Source organism: Pectobacterium sp. F1-1 (genome assembly GCF_025643735.1).
GTDB lineage: Bacteria > Pseudomonadota > Gammaproteobacteria > Enterobacterales > Enterobacteriaceae > Pectobacterium > Pectobacterium colocasium.
Genome location: NZ_CP104733.1, coordinates 1,942,194 through 1,959,947 on the forward strand (window position 1 = coordinate 1,942,194; position 17,754 = coordinate 1,959,947).

Annotated in this window: 12 protein-coding genes; 5 read left to right on the forward strand and 7 right to left on the reverse strand. The window is 52.6% G+C overall.

What is annotated here, in order from left to right; all coding sequences use genetic code 11:
* Positions 1-16: 16 nt before the first annotated feature.
* Positions 17-1,669, reverse strand: a complete 1,653-nt coding sequence (gene hcp, locus NAL19_RS08570; RefSeq protein WP_263059424.1) for a hydroxylamine reductase — start codon at positions 1,667-1,669, stop codon at positions 17-19.
* Positions 1,670-1,966: 297 nt separating this feature from the next.
* Between hcp and NAL19_RS08575 the strand changes: the two genes are divergently transcribed.
* Positions 1,967-3,631, forward strand: a complete 1,665-nt coding sequence (locus tag NAL19_RS08575; RefSeq protein ID WP_225088132.1) for an ATP-dependent endonuclease — start codon at positions 1,967-1,969, stop codon at positions 3,629-3,631.
* A gap of 223 nt (positions 3,632-3,854) precedes the next feature.
* Here NAL19_RS08575 and cspD read toward each other — a convergent pair whose 3' ends face one another.
* On the reverse strand, positions 3,855-4,094 hold the full coding sequence (gene cspD, locus NAL19_RS08580) for a cold shock-like protein CspD (RefSeq protein ID WP_263059425.1): 240 nt from the start codon (positions 4,092-4,094) through the stop codon (positions 3,855-3,857).
* Between the two features lie 420 nt (positions 4,095-4,514).
* Between cspD and clpS the strand changes: the two genes are divergently transcribed.
* Entirely contained in the window at positions 4,515-4,835 is a 321-nt protein-coding gene (clpS, locus tag NAL19_RS08585) for an ATP-dependent Clp protease adapter ClpS (RefSeq protein WP_005967385.1), read from the forward strand.
* Between the two features lie 29 nt (positions 4,836-4,864).
* The gene (gene clpA, locus NAL19_RS08590) at positions 4,865-7,138 is read left to right on the forward strand and encodes an ATP-dependent Clp protease ATP-binding subunit ClpA (protein ID WP_263059426.1); all 2,274 of its coding nucleotides are present in this window, start codon (positions 4,865-4,867) and stop codon (positions 7,136-7,138) included.
* A 162-nt stretch (positions 7,139-7,300) separates the two neighbouring features.
* On the opposite strand, the gene infA is transcribed toward clpA, so the two are convergent.
* The 5 genes from infA to trxB all read right to left on the reverse strand — a co-directional run bounded on the left by infA (position 7,301) and on the right by trxB (position 13,075).
* On the reverse strand, positions 7,301-7,519 hold the full coding sequence (gene infA, locus NAL19_RS08595; RefSeq protein ID WP_002211347.1) for a translation initiation factor IF-1: 219 nt from the start codon (positions 7,517-7,519) through the stop codon (positions 7,301-7,303).
* Positions 7,520-7,632: 113 nt separating this feature from the next.
* The gene (gene aat, locus NAL19_RS08600; protein WP_263059427.1) at positions 7,633-8,337 is read right to left on the reverse strand and encodes a leucyl/phenylalanyl-tRNA--protein transferase; all 705 of its coding nucleotides are present in this window, start codon (positions 8,335-8,337) and stop codon (positions 7,633-7,635) included.
* Between the two features lie 34 nt (positions 8,338-8,371).
* Complete coding sequence (gene cydC, locus NAL19_RS08605; RefSeq protein ID WP_263059428.1) at positions 8,372-10,111, reverse strand: heme ABC transporter ATP-binding protein/permease CydC; 1,740 nt, start codon at positions 10,109-10,111, stop codon at positions 8,372-8,374.
* Positions 10,111-11,877: a heme ABC transporter permease/ATP-binding protein CydD gene (cydD, locus tag NAL19_RS08610; RefSeq protein ID WP_263059429.1), complete on the reverse strand. Its 1,767-nt coding sequence runs from the start codon at positions 11,875-11,877 to the stop codon at positions 10,111-10,113. The genes cydC and cydD overlap by 1 nt, the downstream gene beginning before the upstream one ends.
* A gap of 235 nt (positions 11,878-12,112) precedes the next feature.
* Positions 12,113-13,075 (reverse strand): thioredoxin-disulfide reductase, encoded by a 963-nt coding sequence (trxB, locus tag NAL19_RS08615; protein WP_263059430.1) that lies wholly within the window; start codon positions 13,073-13,075, stop codon positions 12,113-12,115.
* 584 nt (positions 13,076-13,659) lie between these two features.
* On the opposite strand from trxB, the gene lrp reads away from it, so the two are divergent.
* On the forward strand, positions 13,660-14,154 hold the full coding sequence (gene lrp, locus NAL19_RS08620) for a leucine-responsive transcriptional regulator Lrp (RefSeq protein WP_010277211.1): 495 nt from the start codon (positions 13,660-13,662) through the stop codon (positions 14,152-14,154).
* A 114-nt stretch (positions 14,155-14,268) separates the two neighbouring features.
* A complete protein-coding gene (locus NAL19_RS08625; RefSeq protein WP_263059431.1) occupies positions 14,269-17,742 on the forward strand; it encodes a DNA translocase FtsK 4TM domain-containing protein in 3,474 nt (1,157 codons plus the stop codon).
* Positions 17,743-17,754: the final 12 nt, after the last annotated feature.

A 17,754-nucleotide genomic window follows, 5' to 3' on the forward strand; every position in this document is an offset into this window, starting at 1 on the left:
CGTCCGTCTTAATTCATTACGCAGCCAGAATGGTGTTCATGTCCTGTTCAACGGTGGTGATCGCCCGCATACCGAATTTCTCGTTCAGAATGGCGAGCAGGTTGTCTGTCAGGAAGCCCGGCGCCGTTGGCCCAGTGTAGATATTCTTCACGCCGAGGGACAGCAGGGTGAGCAGGATGACGATCGCCTTCTGTTCAAACCAGGACAGCACCAGGCTCAGCGGCAGGTCGTTCACGCCACAGCCCAGTTTTTCTGCCAGTTTGACGGCCAGAATAATGGCGGAGTAGGCATCATTACATTGGCCGACATCCAGCAGACGCGGCAGGCCTTCCAGCGTACCGAAATCCAGTTTGTTGAAACGGTATTTACCGCAGGCCAGCGTCATGATCAGGCAGTCCTGTGGAACGTTCAGCGTGAAGTCAGTGAAGTAGCTACGTTCTTCACGGCTACCGTCGCACCCGCCAACCAGAAAAACGTGGCGCAGTTTTTTCTGCGCGACCAGATCGATCACGGTATCAGCAGCGCTCAGCAGGGTTTCACGGCCAAAGCCAACGGTGATCATGTGCTCGATTTCGCTGTATGGGAAACCCGCCAGGCCCTGTGCCTGTTCGATGACCGGGCTGAAATCGTCGCCTTCCAGATGGTTCACACCCGGCCAGCCAACGATACTGCGCGTCCAGATACGATCGCCGTAGTTACCGACGTTTGGATCGATAATGCAGTTAGAAGTCATGACGATTGCGCCAGGGAACTTGGCGAATTCGGTCTGCTGGTTCTGCCAGCCGCTGCCGTAGTTGCCTGCCAGATGCTTGAATTTTTTCAGTTCTGGGTAACCGTGCGCAGGCAGCATCTCGCCGTGGGTATAAATATTGACGCCTGTGCCTTCGGTTTGCTCCAGCAACATGCGCAGGTCTTTCAGATCATGGCCGGAAATCAGAATGGCTTTACCTGCAATCGGACGGACGTTAACGGCGGTCGGCTGTGGGTTACCGTAAGCGTCGGTTTCGCCCCGGTCGAGGATCGCCATGACGTTGAAATTCATTTTACCGATGCCCATTGCGTTGTTCAGCAGGGTATCAACATCGGATGGCCGTGTGCCCAACCATGCCATGAAGGCATGATATTCGGCATAGATCGCGTCATCGTACTGACCGAGAACGTGAGCATGCTCCATATAGGCCGCGGCACCTTTCAGGCCGTAGAGGTTGAGCATGCGCAAGCCGTGAAGATCATCGCCGACGAGAGCTTTATCGCTGTCCAGCGCAAAATCCGCCGCCTGTTGCAGCAAGGTCGGAATATCGTTGCCAGCCAGTTGCAGCGCTGCCATTGGGTGATCCACCGTCGCAGTGGCATCGTGCAGACGGCAGCGAACAGCCAGAGACTCACGCAGTGTGATGGCTTCCTGTGCGTAGCCAATAATGCGCTGGGAATCGAAATTTACGTTGGTCAACGTAGAGAAAAAGGCGCGTGGCGCAAAACTGTCTATCTCGTGATCGATGATATCCAGCTCGCGCGCTTTCAGCGCCCAGGCAGAAAGCCCTTGCAGCACAGCGACCAGCAGGTCTTGCAGGTCGGAGGTTTCTGCGGTTTTACCGCACATGCCCTGCGCGTAAGAGCAGCCGTTTCCAACAGGGGTACGAATCGTTTGTTCACATTGCACACAAAACATAATGATGTCCTTTTTTAAGTTGCATTTTAAATGCTTGTTTAAAGCATAGTGTCAGCCGAGGCAGGTAAAAAGGCTTTTTTACTGCAACTTTAGGTAAATTTGATTTAGCGCAATTTTGATGATGAGCAATGAAAATCACTCTCAATTAAGGAACAAAATGTGACCATTGAGTAAAATAATGTTTTCTCGTGGAATGTGACAACATGCGCGGTAGTCAGATGATCTACACTACTCGCGATGACAGCAGAATACGCGATAGCAGCAGAAAACCGCAGGCAGCCGCTACAGGAGAGAAGGATGCATCTGGAAAGTATTGAAATCCTGGGATTTCGGGGAATCAATCGTCTGTCGCTGATGTTGGACGAGAATAATGTGCTGATTGGTGAGAACGCCTGGGGGAAATCAAGCCTGCTGGACGCGCTCTCACTGCTGCTGGCACCGACGTTGCCGCTTTATCATTTTGATATGCAGGACTTTCACTTCACGCCGGGGGATGAAAATAGTCGGGAAAAGCATCTTCAGATTATTTTCACCTTTTGTGAAACCGCACCCGGCCACCATTTATCCCCACGTTACCGCTCGCTTAGCCCTGTGTGGGTGGAAGGCGAGGCATCGCTGTATCGCATTTTCTATCGGCTGGAAGGTGAAGTGGACGAAAGCCAGTCGGTTTTCACCTGGCGCAGCTTTCTGGACGCCGACGGGCATCCGATACCGTTGGATGATATTGATGAACTAGCCAGAGAGATTATTCGTTTACATCCGGTGCTGCGGCTGCGCGATGCGCGTTTTATGCGGCGCCTGCGTTCCGGGACGCTGGCGGCGACGCTAGATAACAGTAATGAAAAACTGGCTCAGCAGTTTGAGCAACTGATGCGTGAACTGGCGCAAAATCCGCAGAAGCTGACGGATAAAGAGTTACGTCATGGTCTGGTGGCGATGCGGCAACTGCTGGAGCACTATTTTTCCGAGCAGAATGCCACGGATAACGATCGACGCCACCATCGTCATGCCCGAGCGCACAACGGTAAATCGTGGCGATCGCTAGACAACATCAACCGCCTGATTGCTGACCCGAATAGCCGCAGTCGCCGCATTATCCTGCTGGAGTTGTTTTCTACGCTGTTGCAGGCGAAAGGATCGGTGGTGCTGGATGCGCATGCCCGTCCGCTCTTGCTGATTGAAGACCCCGAAACCCGCCTGCATCCGATTATGCTGTCCGTCGCCTGGGGGCTTCTGGTGCAGTTGCCGCTCCAGAAAGTCACGACAACGAATTCAGGAGAGCTGCTGTCGCTGGTACCGATGGAGCAGGTGTGCCGTCTGGTGAGAGAGTCTTCACGGGTTGCGACATACCGTATTGGTCGTCAGGGCATGAGTGCGGAAGACAGCCGGCGCATTGCGTTTCATATTCGCATGAATCGGCCTTCTTCACTCTTCGCGCGCTGCTGGCTGCTGGTGGAAGGGGAAACAGAAGTCTGGATGCTAAATGAACTGGCACGCCAATGCGGGCATCATTTTGAAGCGGAAGGCGTGAAGGTTATTGAGTTTGCCCAGTCCGGACTTCGGCCATTACTGAGGTTCGCACGACGTATGGGGATTGAATGGCATGTGTTGGTCGATGGCGACGACGCGGGGAAAAAGTATGCCGCAACGGCGAAAAGCATGCTAACTGCTCAGGACGAGAGTGAACGCGATCACCTGACCGTCTTGCCCGCATCGGACATGGAACACTATATGTACCGTGAGGGGTTCAGCCACGTTTACCACCGCACCGCGCAACTACCGGAGAAGGTGCCACTATCGATGCATAAAATCATCATCAAGGCGATCCATCGTTCATCCAAACCCGACCTGGCGATTGAAGTGGCGATGGAAGCCGCGGCGATGGGAAGCGATGCTATTCCGCCACTGATTCGCACTATGTTCTCTCGCGTGCTGTGGCTGGCTCGCGGGCGGGCGGATTAGCGGTATATATCAATAAAAAAATGCCGTTCGTGGTGCTGAACGGCATTTGTCGCATTATAGTCATTTTACGGTTTAGCGTAGGTATTCTGAGTAAACGTGTAGGGTGTATACCCGTCATACTTCAAGTTGTATGTGCGTTGGCTGCGTTCAGTCACCCGAATCACTTACTCAAGTAAGCTCATCGGGATTCCTTCCCTTGCCGCCTTCCTGAAACTCGAATTATTTAGGGTATAGAAGGGGGGCAGGATGCGGCCTCGGCGATTTGCGGGACGATCAGGCAGGCGTGATTACCTTTCGGCCCTTGATGAACATCAAACCTGACAACCTGTCCGGCTTTCAGAGTCCGGTAGCCATCCATTTGAATGGTAGAGTAGTGTGCGAAGATATCGTCACCCCCCCCTTCTGGACAGATAAAACCAAACCCTTTGGCATTATTGAACCATTTAACAGTACCTGTCTCCATGCATTGACATCCTTCGCAAGAGTATTCTTTTCAGTAAGGTGTGGTTATTTGGTTACTACGAATACGAATTGATTAAAACCCCATCAATTCATCCGTACACTTTAGTGAAATCGATCCCGGCGTCAAGCGATCCACGGCGAGGTGTTGAGGGGAGTTTGTCAAAGTTTGATGCAGGTAACGCTATTGATGAATCCACTATTCCGTTGCGCACTCAAGATATCGGTTACAGGCCTTGAATTTTGCTTTCCAGGAACCATTTAATCCCTCAGGTGGTAAAATAAAAAGTAGACGTGATACTGTAAATACAGAGATACCCGTCATCTTTCAAGTTGCAGGCTTCATTTCCTGCTTCTCGAATCTATTGGGAATAACAGACCAATGTCGCGGGTCGCGATATTCGTTACATGATGTGGATAGAGAATGGGAAACAACAGTACGTGGTCACAATCTGAGAACCTGACCGCCGATAAGCAGAAAGAAAAATTGCAGCCGCCCTCCATGTATAACGTGGTGTTAAATAACGATGATTACACCCCGATGGAATTTGTTATTGACGTTCTGCAAAAGTTCTTTTCTTATGATATTGAACGTGCCACACAGCTTATGTTAACCGTGCATTATCAGGGTAAAGCGATTTGTGGCGTATTCAGCGCTGAAGTGGCTGAGACCAAGGTCGTACAAGTCAATCGTTATGCCAGAGAAAACGAGCACCCGCTGCTCTGTACGCTGGAAAAAGCCTGAAGTCAGGCGATTTATTGGGAGAGGTGCCTATGCTCAATCAAGAACTGGAACTCAGTCTCAACATGGCTTTCGCCAGAGCGCGTGAGCACCGACACGAGTTTATGACCGTGGAGCACCTGCTGTTAGCACTGCTCAGTAACCCAGCCGCCCGTGAAGCACTGGAAGCCTGCACGGTAGATTTAGCTGCGCTGCGCCAGGAACTGGAAGCGTTCATTGAGCAGACCACACCAACATTACCGCAGAGTGACGATGAGCGAGAAACTCAGCCAACGCTCAGCTTCCAACGCGTACTCCAACGCGCTGTCTTCCATGTGCAGTCCTCCGGCCGCAGCGAAGTGTCCGGCGCCAACGTTCTGGTCGCGATTTTTAGTGAACAGGAATCTCAGGCCGCCTACCTGCTGCGTAAGCATGACGTCAGCCGTCTGGATGTCGTGAACTTTATTTCTCACGGCACGCGTAAAGAAGAAACCGATCAGGCGCCGAACCCTGAAAATCCCGTCAATGAAGAACAGGCAGGAGGGGAAGATCGTATGGAAAACTTCACCACCAATCTGAATCAGCTGGCTCGTGTTGGCGGTATCGATCCGCTCATTGGCCGGGATAAAGAACTGGAACGCACGATTCAGGTATTGTGCCGCCGTCGTAAAAATAACCCGCTGCTGGTCGGCGAATCCGGCGTGGGGAAAACCGCGATTGCTGAAGGGCTGGCCTGGCGTATTGTGCAGGGCGATGTACCGGAAGTGATGGCAGAGTGCACGCTGTACTCGCTGGACATCGGTGCGCTGCTGGCAGGCACGAAATATCGCGGTGACTTTGAAAAACGCTTCAAGGCGCTGCTGAAACAGCTCGAACAGGATAAAAACAGTATTCTGTTCATTGATGAAATTCACACGATTATCGGCGCGGGTGCCGCGTCCGGTGGTCAGGTTGATGCCGCTAATCTGATTAAACCGCTGCTTTCCAGCGGCAAGATTCGCGTCATCGGTTCAACCACCTATCAGGAATTCAGTAATATCTTTGAAAAGGATCGGGCGCTGGCGCGTCGTTTCCAGAAAATCGACATCACTGAACCCAGCGTGGAAGAAACCATACAAATCATTAATGGCCTGAAACCGAAGTATGAGGCTCACCATGATGTTCGCTATACGTCGAAAGCAATTCGCGCAGCGGTAGAGCTGGCGGTGAAATATATCAACGATCGTCACCTGCCGGATAAAGCGATCGATGTGATCGATGAAGCGGGCGCTCGCAGCCGTCTGGTGCCAGCCAGCAAGCGTAAGAAAACGGTTAATGTGAGTGACATCGAATCCGTTGTCGCCCGTATTGCCCGTATTCCAGAAAAAACCGTCTCCGCCAGCGATCGTGATGTGCTGAAGAACCTCAGCGACCGCCTGAAAATGCTGGTGTTCGGGCAGGACAAGGCTATCGAAGCGCTGTCTGAGTCTATCAAGATGAGCCGTGCAGGGCTGGGGCAGGAGCGTAAACCGGTCGGTTCCTTCCTGTTCGCTGGTCCAACTGGTGTTGGTAAGACGGAAGTGACGTTACAGCTGGCTAAAGCGCTGGATATTGAACTGCTGCGCTTTGATATGTCCGAATATATGGAACGTCATACGGTTAGCCGCTTGATTGGTGCGCCTCCCGGCTACGTGGGCTACGATCAGGGCGGCCTGCTGACGGATGCCGTCATTAAGCATCCTCATGCGGTACTGCTGCTGGATGAGATCGAGAAAGCGCATCCTGATGTCTTTAATCTGCTGTTGCAGGTGATGGATAACGGGACGCTGACGGACAACAATGGCCGCAAAGCGGATTTCCGTAATGTCATTGTCGTCATGACCACCAACGCAGGCGTGCGAGAAACACAGCGTAAATCTATCGGTATCATCCATCAGGACAATAGCAGTGATGCGATGGAAGAGATCAAGAAGGTATTTACGCCGGAATTCCGTAACCGTCTGGATGGCATTATCTGGTTCAACCATCTGTCTACCGACGTCATTCAGCAGGTTGTCGATAAATTTATCGTGGAACTTCAGGCGCAGTTGGATGCGAAGGGCGTATCGCTGGAAGTCAGTGAGGAAGCACGTAACTGGCTGGCAGAAAAAGGCTACGACAAAGCTATGGGAGCCCGACCGATGGCTCGTGTGATGCAGGAAAGCCTCAAGAAACCGCTGGCTAATGAGCTGCTGTTTGGTTCGCTGGTGGACGGTGGCTCTGTCACGGTGGAACTGGATAAAGAGACGCAGCAACTGACTTACGGCTTCAAGAGCGCGGAGAAGCGGAAAGCGGAAAGCGTTAATTAATCGATAGCGTATGTTGTTATCTAAGAGGGATGCTAAGGCATCCCTTTTTTACATCCCTTTGCCAGACGCACTCCAAAAACAAAAGCCCTTACCATGAAAGGGAAGGGCTGGGGAGGGAGTCACATCCTCATATATCGCTGTTCTCAGCGATGGGCGAACCGGTTAACGGCTGCGGAAGACAATGCGGCCTTTACTCAGGTCGTACGGGGTCAACTCTACAGTGACTTTGTCGCCCGTCAGGATGCGGATATAGTTTTTACGCATTTTACCGGAGATATGAGCGGTAACCACGTGCCCGTTTTCCAATTCAACGCGGAACATGGTGTTGGGCAGCGTATCAAGCACGGTGCCTTGCATTTCAATATTGTCTTCTTTGGCCATCGAATCCTCTAGGTCTCACTACCTTTATTTTTTAACCGCAAGATAATGCCGAAAAACCGCCATTATGTAAAGAAGCGTTCACGCTTGGGACGTTATTTACCCGCTTTTCTCTGTCACAGTACGGGTTCGGCGAGTGGTTGTGGTAACCAACAACCGTCGTCGACGGCGAGATCCTGCCACTGAGAAAGCAGTTGCAGGAAGCGATCGCGGGGGATTTCACTCACGCCCAGCGACGCGGTATGGGCGTTTAACACCTGACAATCGATCAAATGACCACCGTGGCGGGTAAAATGTTGTTGAAACGCCAGCAGTGCGTATTTTGACGCATTATCCGTGCGGCTGAACATGGATTCACCGCAAAATAATCTTCCTTGCTCAATGCCATATAATCCACCAACCAGTTTGTCATCCTGCCACACTTCGACGGAATGGGCTTTCCCAACCTGATGAAGCTGGCGATAGGCTGAAATAATACCCGACGTAATCCAGGTGCCGTCCTGATGTTCATTCGCGCAGGCGTGAATGACATCATCAAACGCCTGATTCAGGGTGGCGTGAAACGTATGGCGCTTCAGAAATTTTTTCATACTGCGGCTGACATGGAGTTCATCAGGAAACAGCACTGCACGCGGATTCGGAGACCACCATAAAATAGGCTCACCGGGGGAAAACCAGGGGAAAATGCCTTGTCGGTAAGCTGCTGTTAACCGGGCAACGGAGAGATCGCCGCCAACGGCCAGCAGGCCGTTGGGGTCATCCAGAGCATGATTCGGATCAGGAAACTGAAGCGATTGGGACGATAGCTGATATAGGCGCATGTTTTTCAAACGTTGTGTTTCAACTGAGTTTGCCTCAAACGTGTTGGCGGAATTGCCAATAACGCCCTTTTTCTGCCATTAACATCTGATGGCTACCCTGCTCGATCACTTTGCCGTCGTCCAGAATACAGATGCGATCCATGGATTCTAAGCCGTATAACCGGTGAGTGATGACGATTAGCGTCTTATCAGCACAGTGCTGGCGCAGCAGTTGCAGAATACGTTGTTCCGTCTCCGCATCCAACCCTTCGGTGGGTTCATCCAGCAGAACCAGCGGCGCGTCGTGTAATAAGGCACGTGCTAAAGCGATACGGCGCTGTTCACCGCCGGAGAGCTGGCGACCGCCTTCTCCCAGCCAGGCATTCAGCCCTTCATTTTCCAACAGTTTTTCTAACCCGACCTGCTGTAACACCTCGGCCAGCTTTTCGTCCCGCGCAGTGGGGGCGGCCAGCAGCAGGTTGTCGCGCAGCGTTGCGCTAAAAATATGTACGCGTTGTGGTACGACGCTCATCATTGCACGGAGATCGGCTTCCCGCCAATCGGCAAGAGAATGGCCATTCAGCGTAATGTCGCCGTATTCACAACTCCATGCCCGAGTCAGCAACTGTAATAGCGTCGATTTCCCGCATCCGGTACGGCCCAGCAGCGCCAGATGTTCGCCCGGTTTAATAGAAAGGGAAATATTCTGTAGTACGGGCTGGGGCTGACCGGGGTACGTGAACCCGACATGCGAGAGTTCGAGTGAGGCCTCGCGTGACGTTTCTGGCCCATGCTCCGGGAATGTGACGTCAACGGGCTGACGAATGATTTGATCGACCCGAGCGGCGGAGGCAATCACTTGCCCCATATGCTGAAAAGCCACCGTGACGGGAGCCAGCGCCTCGAAGGCGGCAAGCGAGGCAAACACGAACAGGGCAATCAACGCGCCGGGCTGTGGATTACCACCAACGCCATCTGCTGCCAGCCACAGAATCAGGGTAACGGTCAGCCCACTGCACAGAATCATCACCGCCTGAGACAGGCCGGTAAGATTGGCTTGTTGGCGTTGACGACGCAGCCAGTTAATTTCCACCAGCGCCAACTGCTGACGAACGCGATCGAGTGCGCCGAAGACGGTTAGCTCCGCCTGACCTTGCAGCCAGGTGGTTAGTTGGAGGCGGTACTGTGCCCGCAGCGCGGTCAAATCCTGCCCGATACTGTTTCCTGCCCGATAAAACAGAATTGGCAGACATAACAACAGCACCAGCATGATGGCACCAAGCGTTAACGCCAATGAGGCATCAATGAAGCTCAGACCGTAACAGACGATAAGAATGACGGCGAATGCGCTGACGATGGGGGAAATCACGCGAAGATAGAGATGGTCGAGCGTATCCACATCCGCCACAAGTCGATTGAGCAGTTCAGCCTGACGAAATTGCGCCAGCCCACCCGGAGAGAGCGGCAAAATACGTGAAAAGGTGAAAACACGTAAACGCAGCAGAACGCGGAAGGTGGCGTCGTGACTGACGACTCGTTCGCCATAGCGCCCGGCCGTACGTGCAATCGCCGCACCCCGCACGCCGGCGGCTGGCAGCATATAGTTAAAGGTGAGCAGCCCAACAATGCCTGCTAGTGCAGCACCCGCCAGAAACCAGCCGGATAGCGCGAGCAGGCCGATGCTGGCAAGTAGCGTAGCGATAGCCAGCACAATGCCCAGGCTTAAGCGCCAGATGTGTTGGCGGTAGAGTGCCAGAAACGGTTTTAATACCTGCATCGTTTTTCTCTGAGCCATTACAGCGCCTCCTGTCGTTGTGCCAGCAGCGCCGCGAAGGGGCCAGCTTCGGCGCGGAGTGTTTGATAATCACCCCGTTGGACTAACTGACCGCCGTCCATGACCCAAATCGCATCATATTCGGTGATATCCGTGAGCTGGTGCGTGACCAGCAGTGTGGTCTGGTGGCGTGCGGCTTCGTTCAACGCCGCCATAACCAACTCTTCGCTATGGGCATCCAGACTGGCTGAAGGTTCATCCAGCAACAATAATTGGCAAGGGTGGATCAGCGCGCGGGCAACGGCGACGCGCTGTGCCTGCCCGACGGATAAGCGCGCCGCGCTGTCACCGATCGTGGTTTCCAGCCCTTGTGGAAGTTGTGGTAAAAATTCCTGCACATAGGCACGCTCAATCGCCTGCTGTAACTCCACAATACTGGCCTGCGGGTTGCCCAGCAGAATATTGCTGCGCAGCGTTTGCTCCGGTAAATGGGGATTTTGCCCAACCCAGCTCAGTTGTTTACGCCATGATTCAGGGGTTAGCGTGTTTAAAGCCTGACCGTTAACGGTCAGTGATCCGCGATAGGGCAGGAACCCCAGCAGCGCATTAAGCAGCGAACTTTTTCCTGCGCCGCTGAGGCCGACTAGCGCGATACGCTCGCCTGCGTGAATATCGAACGTCAACGGTTGAGTTAGCGGTGTACCATTCGGCGCGAGGACAACCAGATTTTCCGCCCGAATGGCAATGGCGGTATTGCTGCTGAATACTTGGGTGCCAAAACCTACCGTTTCTCCTTCCTCGGCTAAAAAGGTCACCAGCGATTCTGCTGCGCCGATAGCCTGAGCTTTGGCATGATAGAACGTACCCAGGTCGCGTAAAGGCTGAAAAAACTCCGGCGCCAGAATGAGCACGAGAAAACCAGCAAAGAGCGTTACCCCCATTCCGTAATGGCCGAAGTCCAGTTCCCCGAGATAAGAGAAACCGAAATAGACGGCGACAACGGCGATCGAAATGGAGGCAAAAAACTCCAGTACGCCCGAGGAGAGAAACGCCATGCGCAGCACTTCCATCGTACGGCTACGGAAATCTTCGGAAGCGTGGCGGATTTGTTCGGTTTCGGCCTGGCCACGATGAAACAGGCGTAGCGTCTCCATTCCGCGCAGGCGATCGAGGAAATGTCCGCTCAGGCGAGCCAGCGCCAGAAAATTGCGTCGGTTGGCATCCGCCGCGCCCATGCCGACCAGCGCCATAAAAAGCGGGATGAGCGGGGCAGTCAAAAACAGAATCAAGCCAGCAGCCCAGTTGATCGGGAAGATCGTGATTAAGATAAGTAACGGAATCAGCGCGGCAAGATACATCTGTGGCAGGTAGCGGGCGTAATAATCCTGCATATCATCAACCTGCTCAAGAATCATCGTTGCCCAACTGCCGGCGGGTTTGCCTTGTACCCAGGCAGGACCAAGCTGTTGCAGTCGGTCCAGTACCAGTTTACGAATTTGCTGTCGAACCGCTTGCCCACACAGAAAACCGACGCGCTCGCGTAACATGCTGTTGAGCGCACGTAGAATGAAGGTCGCGATCAGTAGAAAAAACGGGGAGAGCAGGGATTCTCGGGGGGCATGCTCAATGATAAGGGCATGAAGCAGCGTAGCTAATAGCCAGGCTTGTGCGATGATTAATGCACCGCTCAGGAATCCAAGCAGCAGTGAAATCCGTAGCCAACGTTGCGCCAGCTTACTCTGCTGTTTCAGCCAAGCGGTCAGTTCTTGCTGTCTGGTTTTTTTCATCAGGCACCAGTTCGTTATATTGCAGAAATGGACTTAACAGAAAATAACTCTTATGTAACTGTTAGTTAACAAAATTATCTTCTATCAGGCAGATAGACGCCATGTTACCGCGACGGGGACGCGCTGCAAACGAAAAGGAGAGATGAAATGTGGGAGACGATCAATTTTTGTGTTGCGTGAGGTAATCAGAGGGAAGAAACGGAACGGCTATCGCCGCTCCGTTCTTAATCGCGTATTACTTGCTGACGGTTAATCCGTCCAGGTAACGTTCTGCATCCAGTGCCGCCATACAGCCAGTACCTGCGGAGGTAATAGCTTGACGGTAAATGTGGTCCATAACGTCGCCTGCGGCAAAGACGCCAGGAATACTGGTCTGTGTCGCGTTGCCGTGAATACCGGATTGCACTTTAATATAGCCGTTTTCCAGTTCCAACTGACCGCCGAACACAGCCGTATTCGGGCTATGACCGATAGCGATAAACACGCCAGCCAGTTCCAGCTCTTCCGCTGCATCGCTTTGCGTATCGCGGATACGAACACCGGTCACACCCATATCATCGCCTAGCACTTCGTCCAGCGTACGGTTGGTATGCAGGGTGATGTTGCCATTTTTGACTTTGTCCATCAGACGATCGATCAGAATCTTCTCCGAACGGAACGTCTCGCGGCGGTGGATTAAATGCACTTCCGCAGCGATGTTAGACAGATACAACGCTTCTTCAACAGCGGTATTCCCGCCACCCACCACGGCAACTTTCTGATTACGGTAGAAGAATCCGTCACAGGTTGCACAGGCGGAAACGCCCTTGCCTTTGAATGCGTCTTCAGATGGCAGACCAAGGTAGCGAGCCGATGCCCCAGTGGCGATGATCAGCGCGTCACAGGTGTACTCGTCGCTATCACCGAATAAACGGAAGGGGCGGTTCTGCAAATCAACACGTTCAATATGATCGAAGATCACTTCGGTATTGAACTTGGTTGCATGTGCGTGCATGCGTTCCATTAACAGTGGGCCTGTTAAATCATCGGCGTCGCCCGGCCAGTTTTCGACTTCGGTCGTGGTCGTCAACTGACCGCCTTTTTCCATACCAGTGATTAATACTGGCTGTAAGTTCGCCCGTGCAGCATAAACTGCGGCAGTATAGCCAGCCGGGCCTGAACCCAGAATCAATAACTTGTGATGTTTAACGGTACCCATGCTTTCCTCATTTCATGACGGCGGATAATGTTCATATGAACGGTCTCTACGACAAACACGCTGACTTATTACGAACAGTCTCTACCACGGACAATGAGAACGATTGTAAGGAAATTACAGGAGTAAAAAAAGTATGCAGAAAAGTTGCTGGCTATTTGTTTAATCGTTAATGGCGATGGTGATGACAAATAGCTGAAAAATCAGCCACATTCATAAGTAAAATGATTGAAGTCACCTTGGCGAATGGCTCTGGCTTATCCAATCTGGCAGTTTCTTCTGATTTTCGTTGTTTTGCTTTGACAATCGGCTGTGCATTTGCGAAAACATCTGGGTAAGAGGAAATTTTTTGTATGTGGACAGTTAAAAGCTCGGTTTTTTATTCGTTTTTGCGCAGGTAGTAGGCCTCTGGGCCACGGATATGACGTGATGGTCTTTTCGCGGGTGAGCAATACGTGGGGCGAGAACGAGAAGTTAATGACTTTTGATATACAAAATAGGCAGCGTGTCTTCTTTAAGGGTAGCTCTGATACATGAGGTCTATCGGGGTAAGCGGGTGCAGGGAAAAGTGAAGAGAGACAATAATAATGGTAGACACTAAAAAACGGCCAGGAAAAGATCTCGATCGTATTGATCGTAACATCCTGAACGAATTGCAAAAAGATGGGCGTATTTCCAATGTCGAGCTGTCCAAACGTGTTGGGCTGTCGCCAACACCTTGTCTGGAGCGCGTGCGTCGTCTGGAAAGACAGGGTTTCATTAACGGTTACACAGCGCTGCTAAACCCGCATTATCTGGATGCGTCACTGCTGGTTTTTGTTGAAATAACGCTAAACCGCGGCGCGCCTGATGTGTTTGAACAGTTTAATGCTGCGGTGCAGAAGCTGGAAGAAATTCAGGAATGTCATCTGGTTTCTGGTGATTTTGACTACCTGTTGAAAACGCGCGTGCCGGATATGTCTGCCTACCGTAAGCTCCTGGGTGAAACGCTGCTGCGTTTGCCGGGCGTAAACGACACCCGTACCTACGTGGTGATGGAAGAAGTGAAGCAAAGCAACCGTCTGGTTATTAAGACGCGATAAACGTGTGGGTGCAAAACCCGATAAATTCAGCTACACTCCTGTGAATTTATACAGTCCCAGCGCCGGGTTTTCTCGGCGCTTTGTCATAAACCTTACAGGCCCCTGGAGAGACTCTTGAGCCAGGAATATACAGAAGATAAAGACGTTACCCTGAAAAAACTCAGTGGAACACGTCGTTTGCTTGAAGCGATTTTAATCGTTGCGGCACTTTTTGCGGTTTATCTTAGTGTCGCACTACTCAGTTTCAGCCCCTCCGATCCCAGTTGGTCACAGACTGCTTGGCATGAACCGATTCACAACTTTGGTGGTGTGGCGGGTGCATGGCTGGCGGATACGCTGTTCTTTATTTTTGGTGTGCTGGCCTATGCCATCCCGCCGGTTATGTTATCCCTGTGCTGGGCTGCTTTCCGCCAGCGTGATAACCACCAGTCTATCGACTACTTTACCTTTTCGCTTCGCCTGATTGGGACATTGGCGCTGATCCTGACCTCTTGTGGTCTGGCTGCGTTGAATATTGACGATCTCTACTATTTTGCTTCCGGTGGTGTTTTGGGAAGCCTGTTGAGCAGCTCAATGATCCCGCGTTTCAATAGCATGGGTGCGACACTGATTCTGCTGTGCGTGTGGGGCGCAGGGCTAACGCTGTTTACCGGCTGGTCATGGTTAACGATCGCTGAAAAAATTGGTGCCGGTGTCCTGGGTTGTCTGACATTTATGTCAAACCGTTCACGTCGCGATGAAGACTACCGCGAAGAAAACGACCGTGAAGAAGATGAACACGATGTGCTTAACCTGCGCCACGATGAAGCGTCGGGCGAGGCGGTAGCGCAACCGCGCGATGACGATGATGTGCTATTTTCTGCGCCTTCTGTGGCTGATGCTGCAAATGATATTGCGGCAGACAATAAAATGGAGACGTCATCATCCTCTTCAACCGAAAACGCGTCGGTGACTACACCAGCGAGCTTCTCAGCAGAGGCGTCAGTTGCGGGGGCAACATTCCCTGAACTGGCCGCGTCTGATTCGGCGTTGCCTGACACATCATCTGGTATTGTGCCACCTGTTGTCCCATCAACGATCGATAAGACATCGTCGCTGAATCCACCGCTGTATTCGTTTGAAATCCCTGAAACGCCTGCGGCGATGCCAGAGATTGCGACGTCGCCTGAACGCCATAGCAGCGCGTATGCACCTTACGGGAATAGTTACGGAGAGAGTACCGTACCGCCGATCGTAACGGCAGCGGCGGTTCAGCCCTTTGCTGCGGCACCACAACCTGAGCGTGATACGGATTTCAACGCGAACAACACCTTTATGCCAGCGTTCAGCGCCGATGGGGATGATAACCCGCAGATTAAACGCGGCGTTGGACCGGAACTGCCGCGCCCTAATCCGGTGCGTATTCCTACTCGTCGCGAATTGGCGTCATACGGAATCAAACTGCCGTCGCAGCGGCTGGCCGAAGAGCAAGCAAGGCTACAGGCGCAGAATGAGAGTGCGGAAACGGACTTGGCGAACGACATCTATCAGGAAGAAACACCTGATGAGATTGCCCGTCAGGAAGCCGCGCTACAGCAGGAGTACCTGAATCAGCAGCGCGAGCGTTACGGTGATGAATATCCGTCACAGCAAGAGGATGAAGACGCGCTTCTGCAAGCGCAGCTCGCCAGGGATTTCGCTGCACAGCAACAGTCGCGTTATGATGCCAATGCGTTGCAGCGCAATGAGGACATTTCTGCGCCGACAGCATCACCAACTGTCAGTGAGCCTGTTCAACCAACTCCTGCGGTAGCGCATAACGATTTTTCATTCTCACCGTTTAGCGCGGAGAATGAGCGCGAACCTGAGCCGCCTACGTTCAGTGAGCCAACGTATACACAGCCGTCTTATCGTGTCGAACCCGATCTTCCTCCGATGCATGCCGGTGAGGATGACGACGCTGATGAGCGCAGTCCATTAACATTTGGTCAGCCAGCGCAACCAACGTCAGCGCCTGTTGAGGCCGCGAAACAGGAAACTGTGGCAACACCAACGCATCATCCTGCAATGGATGGCTTGATTCACCCGTTCCTGATGCGTAATGAACAACCGCTACAGAAGCCGACTACGCCGCTGCCAACGTTGGATTTGTTGACGCCGCCGCCGGCTAGCGAAGCGCCTATTGATAATTTCGCATTGGAACAGACGGCGCGACTGATCGAAGCGCGTTTGGCTGATTTCCGGGTAAAAGCAGATGTGGTCGATCATTCGCCAGGCCCGGTGATCACTCGGTTTGAATTGGATCTGGCGCCGGGCGTTAAAGCGGCGCGCATCTCGAATCTGTCGCGCGATTTGGCGCGTTCTCTGTCCGTTGTTGCAGTGCGTATTGTTGAGGTGATTCCGGGCAAACCGTATGTCGGTCTGGAACTGCCGAATGCGCATCGTCAGACGGTTTATCTGCGTGAAGTATTGGACTGCGACAAATTCCGTGATAATCCGTCGCCGCTGTCGATTGTGCTGGGTAAAGATATTGCAGGCGAACCGGTCGTTGCCGATCTGGCGAAAATGCCGCACCTGCTGGTTGCGGGTACGACAGGGTCGGGGAAATCGGTCGGCGTCAACGCCATGATTATCAGTATGTTGTATAAAGCCACGCCGGAAGACGTGCGCTTTATCATGATCGACCCGAAAATGCTGGAACTTTCGGTGTACGAAGGTATTCCGCATTTGTTGACGGAAGTCGTGACCGACATGAAGGATGCGGCAAATGCGTTGCGTTGGTGCGTCGGTGAAATGGAACGTCGCTATAAGCTGATGTCGGCGCTTGGCGTGCGTAATCTGGCGGGATACAACGAACGGGTGATGACAGCAAATGCGATGGGACGCCCGATCCCCGATCCGTTCTGGAAGCCGGGCGACAGTATGGATATGACGCCGCCAGTGCTGGAAAAACTGCCATATATTGTGGTGATGGTCGATGAATTTGCGGACCTGATGATGGCGGTGGGCAAGAAAGTTGAAGAACTGATTGCCCGACTGGCGCAAAAAGCCCGTGCTGCGGGTATTCACCTGGTACTGGCGACGCAGCGTCCTTCTGTTGATGTTATCACCGGATTGATCAAGGCAAATATTCCGACGCGTATCGCGTTTACTGTGTCCAGCAAAATTGACTCACGGACTATCCTCGATCAAGGCGGTGCAGAGTCGCTATTGGGCATGGGGGACATGCTGTATATGGCTCCGAACTCCTCGATACCTGTCCGTGTTCATGGCGCTTTTGTCCGTGACGAGGAAGTTCACGCCGTCGTTCAGGACTGGAAAGCGCGTGGGCGTCCTCAATATATCGATAATATTGTCAGTGGTGGCGATGATGTTGAAGGTGGAAGCGTCGGCCTTGATGGCGATGAAGAACTCGATCCTCTGTTCGATCAGGCAGTAGAGTTTGTGGTCGATAAACGCCGTGCATCCATTTCCGGTGTACAGCGCCAGTTCCGAATCGGCTATAACCGCGCCGCGCGAATCGTTGAGCAAATGGAAGCGCAGGGCATCGTCAGCCCCCCTGGGCACAATGGCAATCGCGAGGTATTGGCACCGCCATCAATGGAATAAGTGCGTTGTATT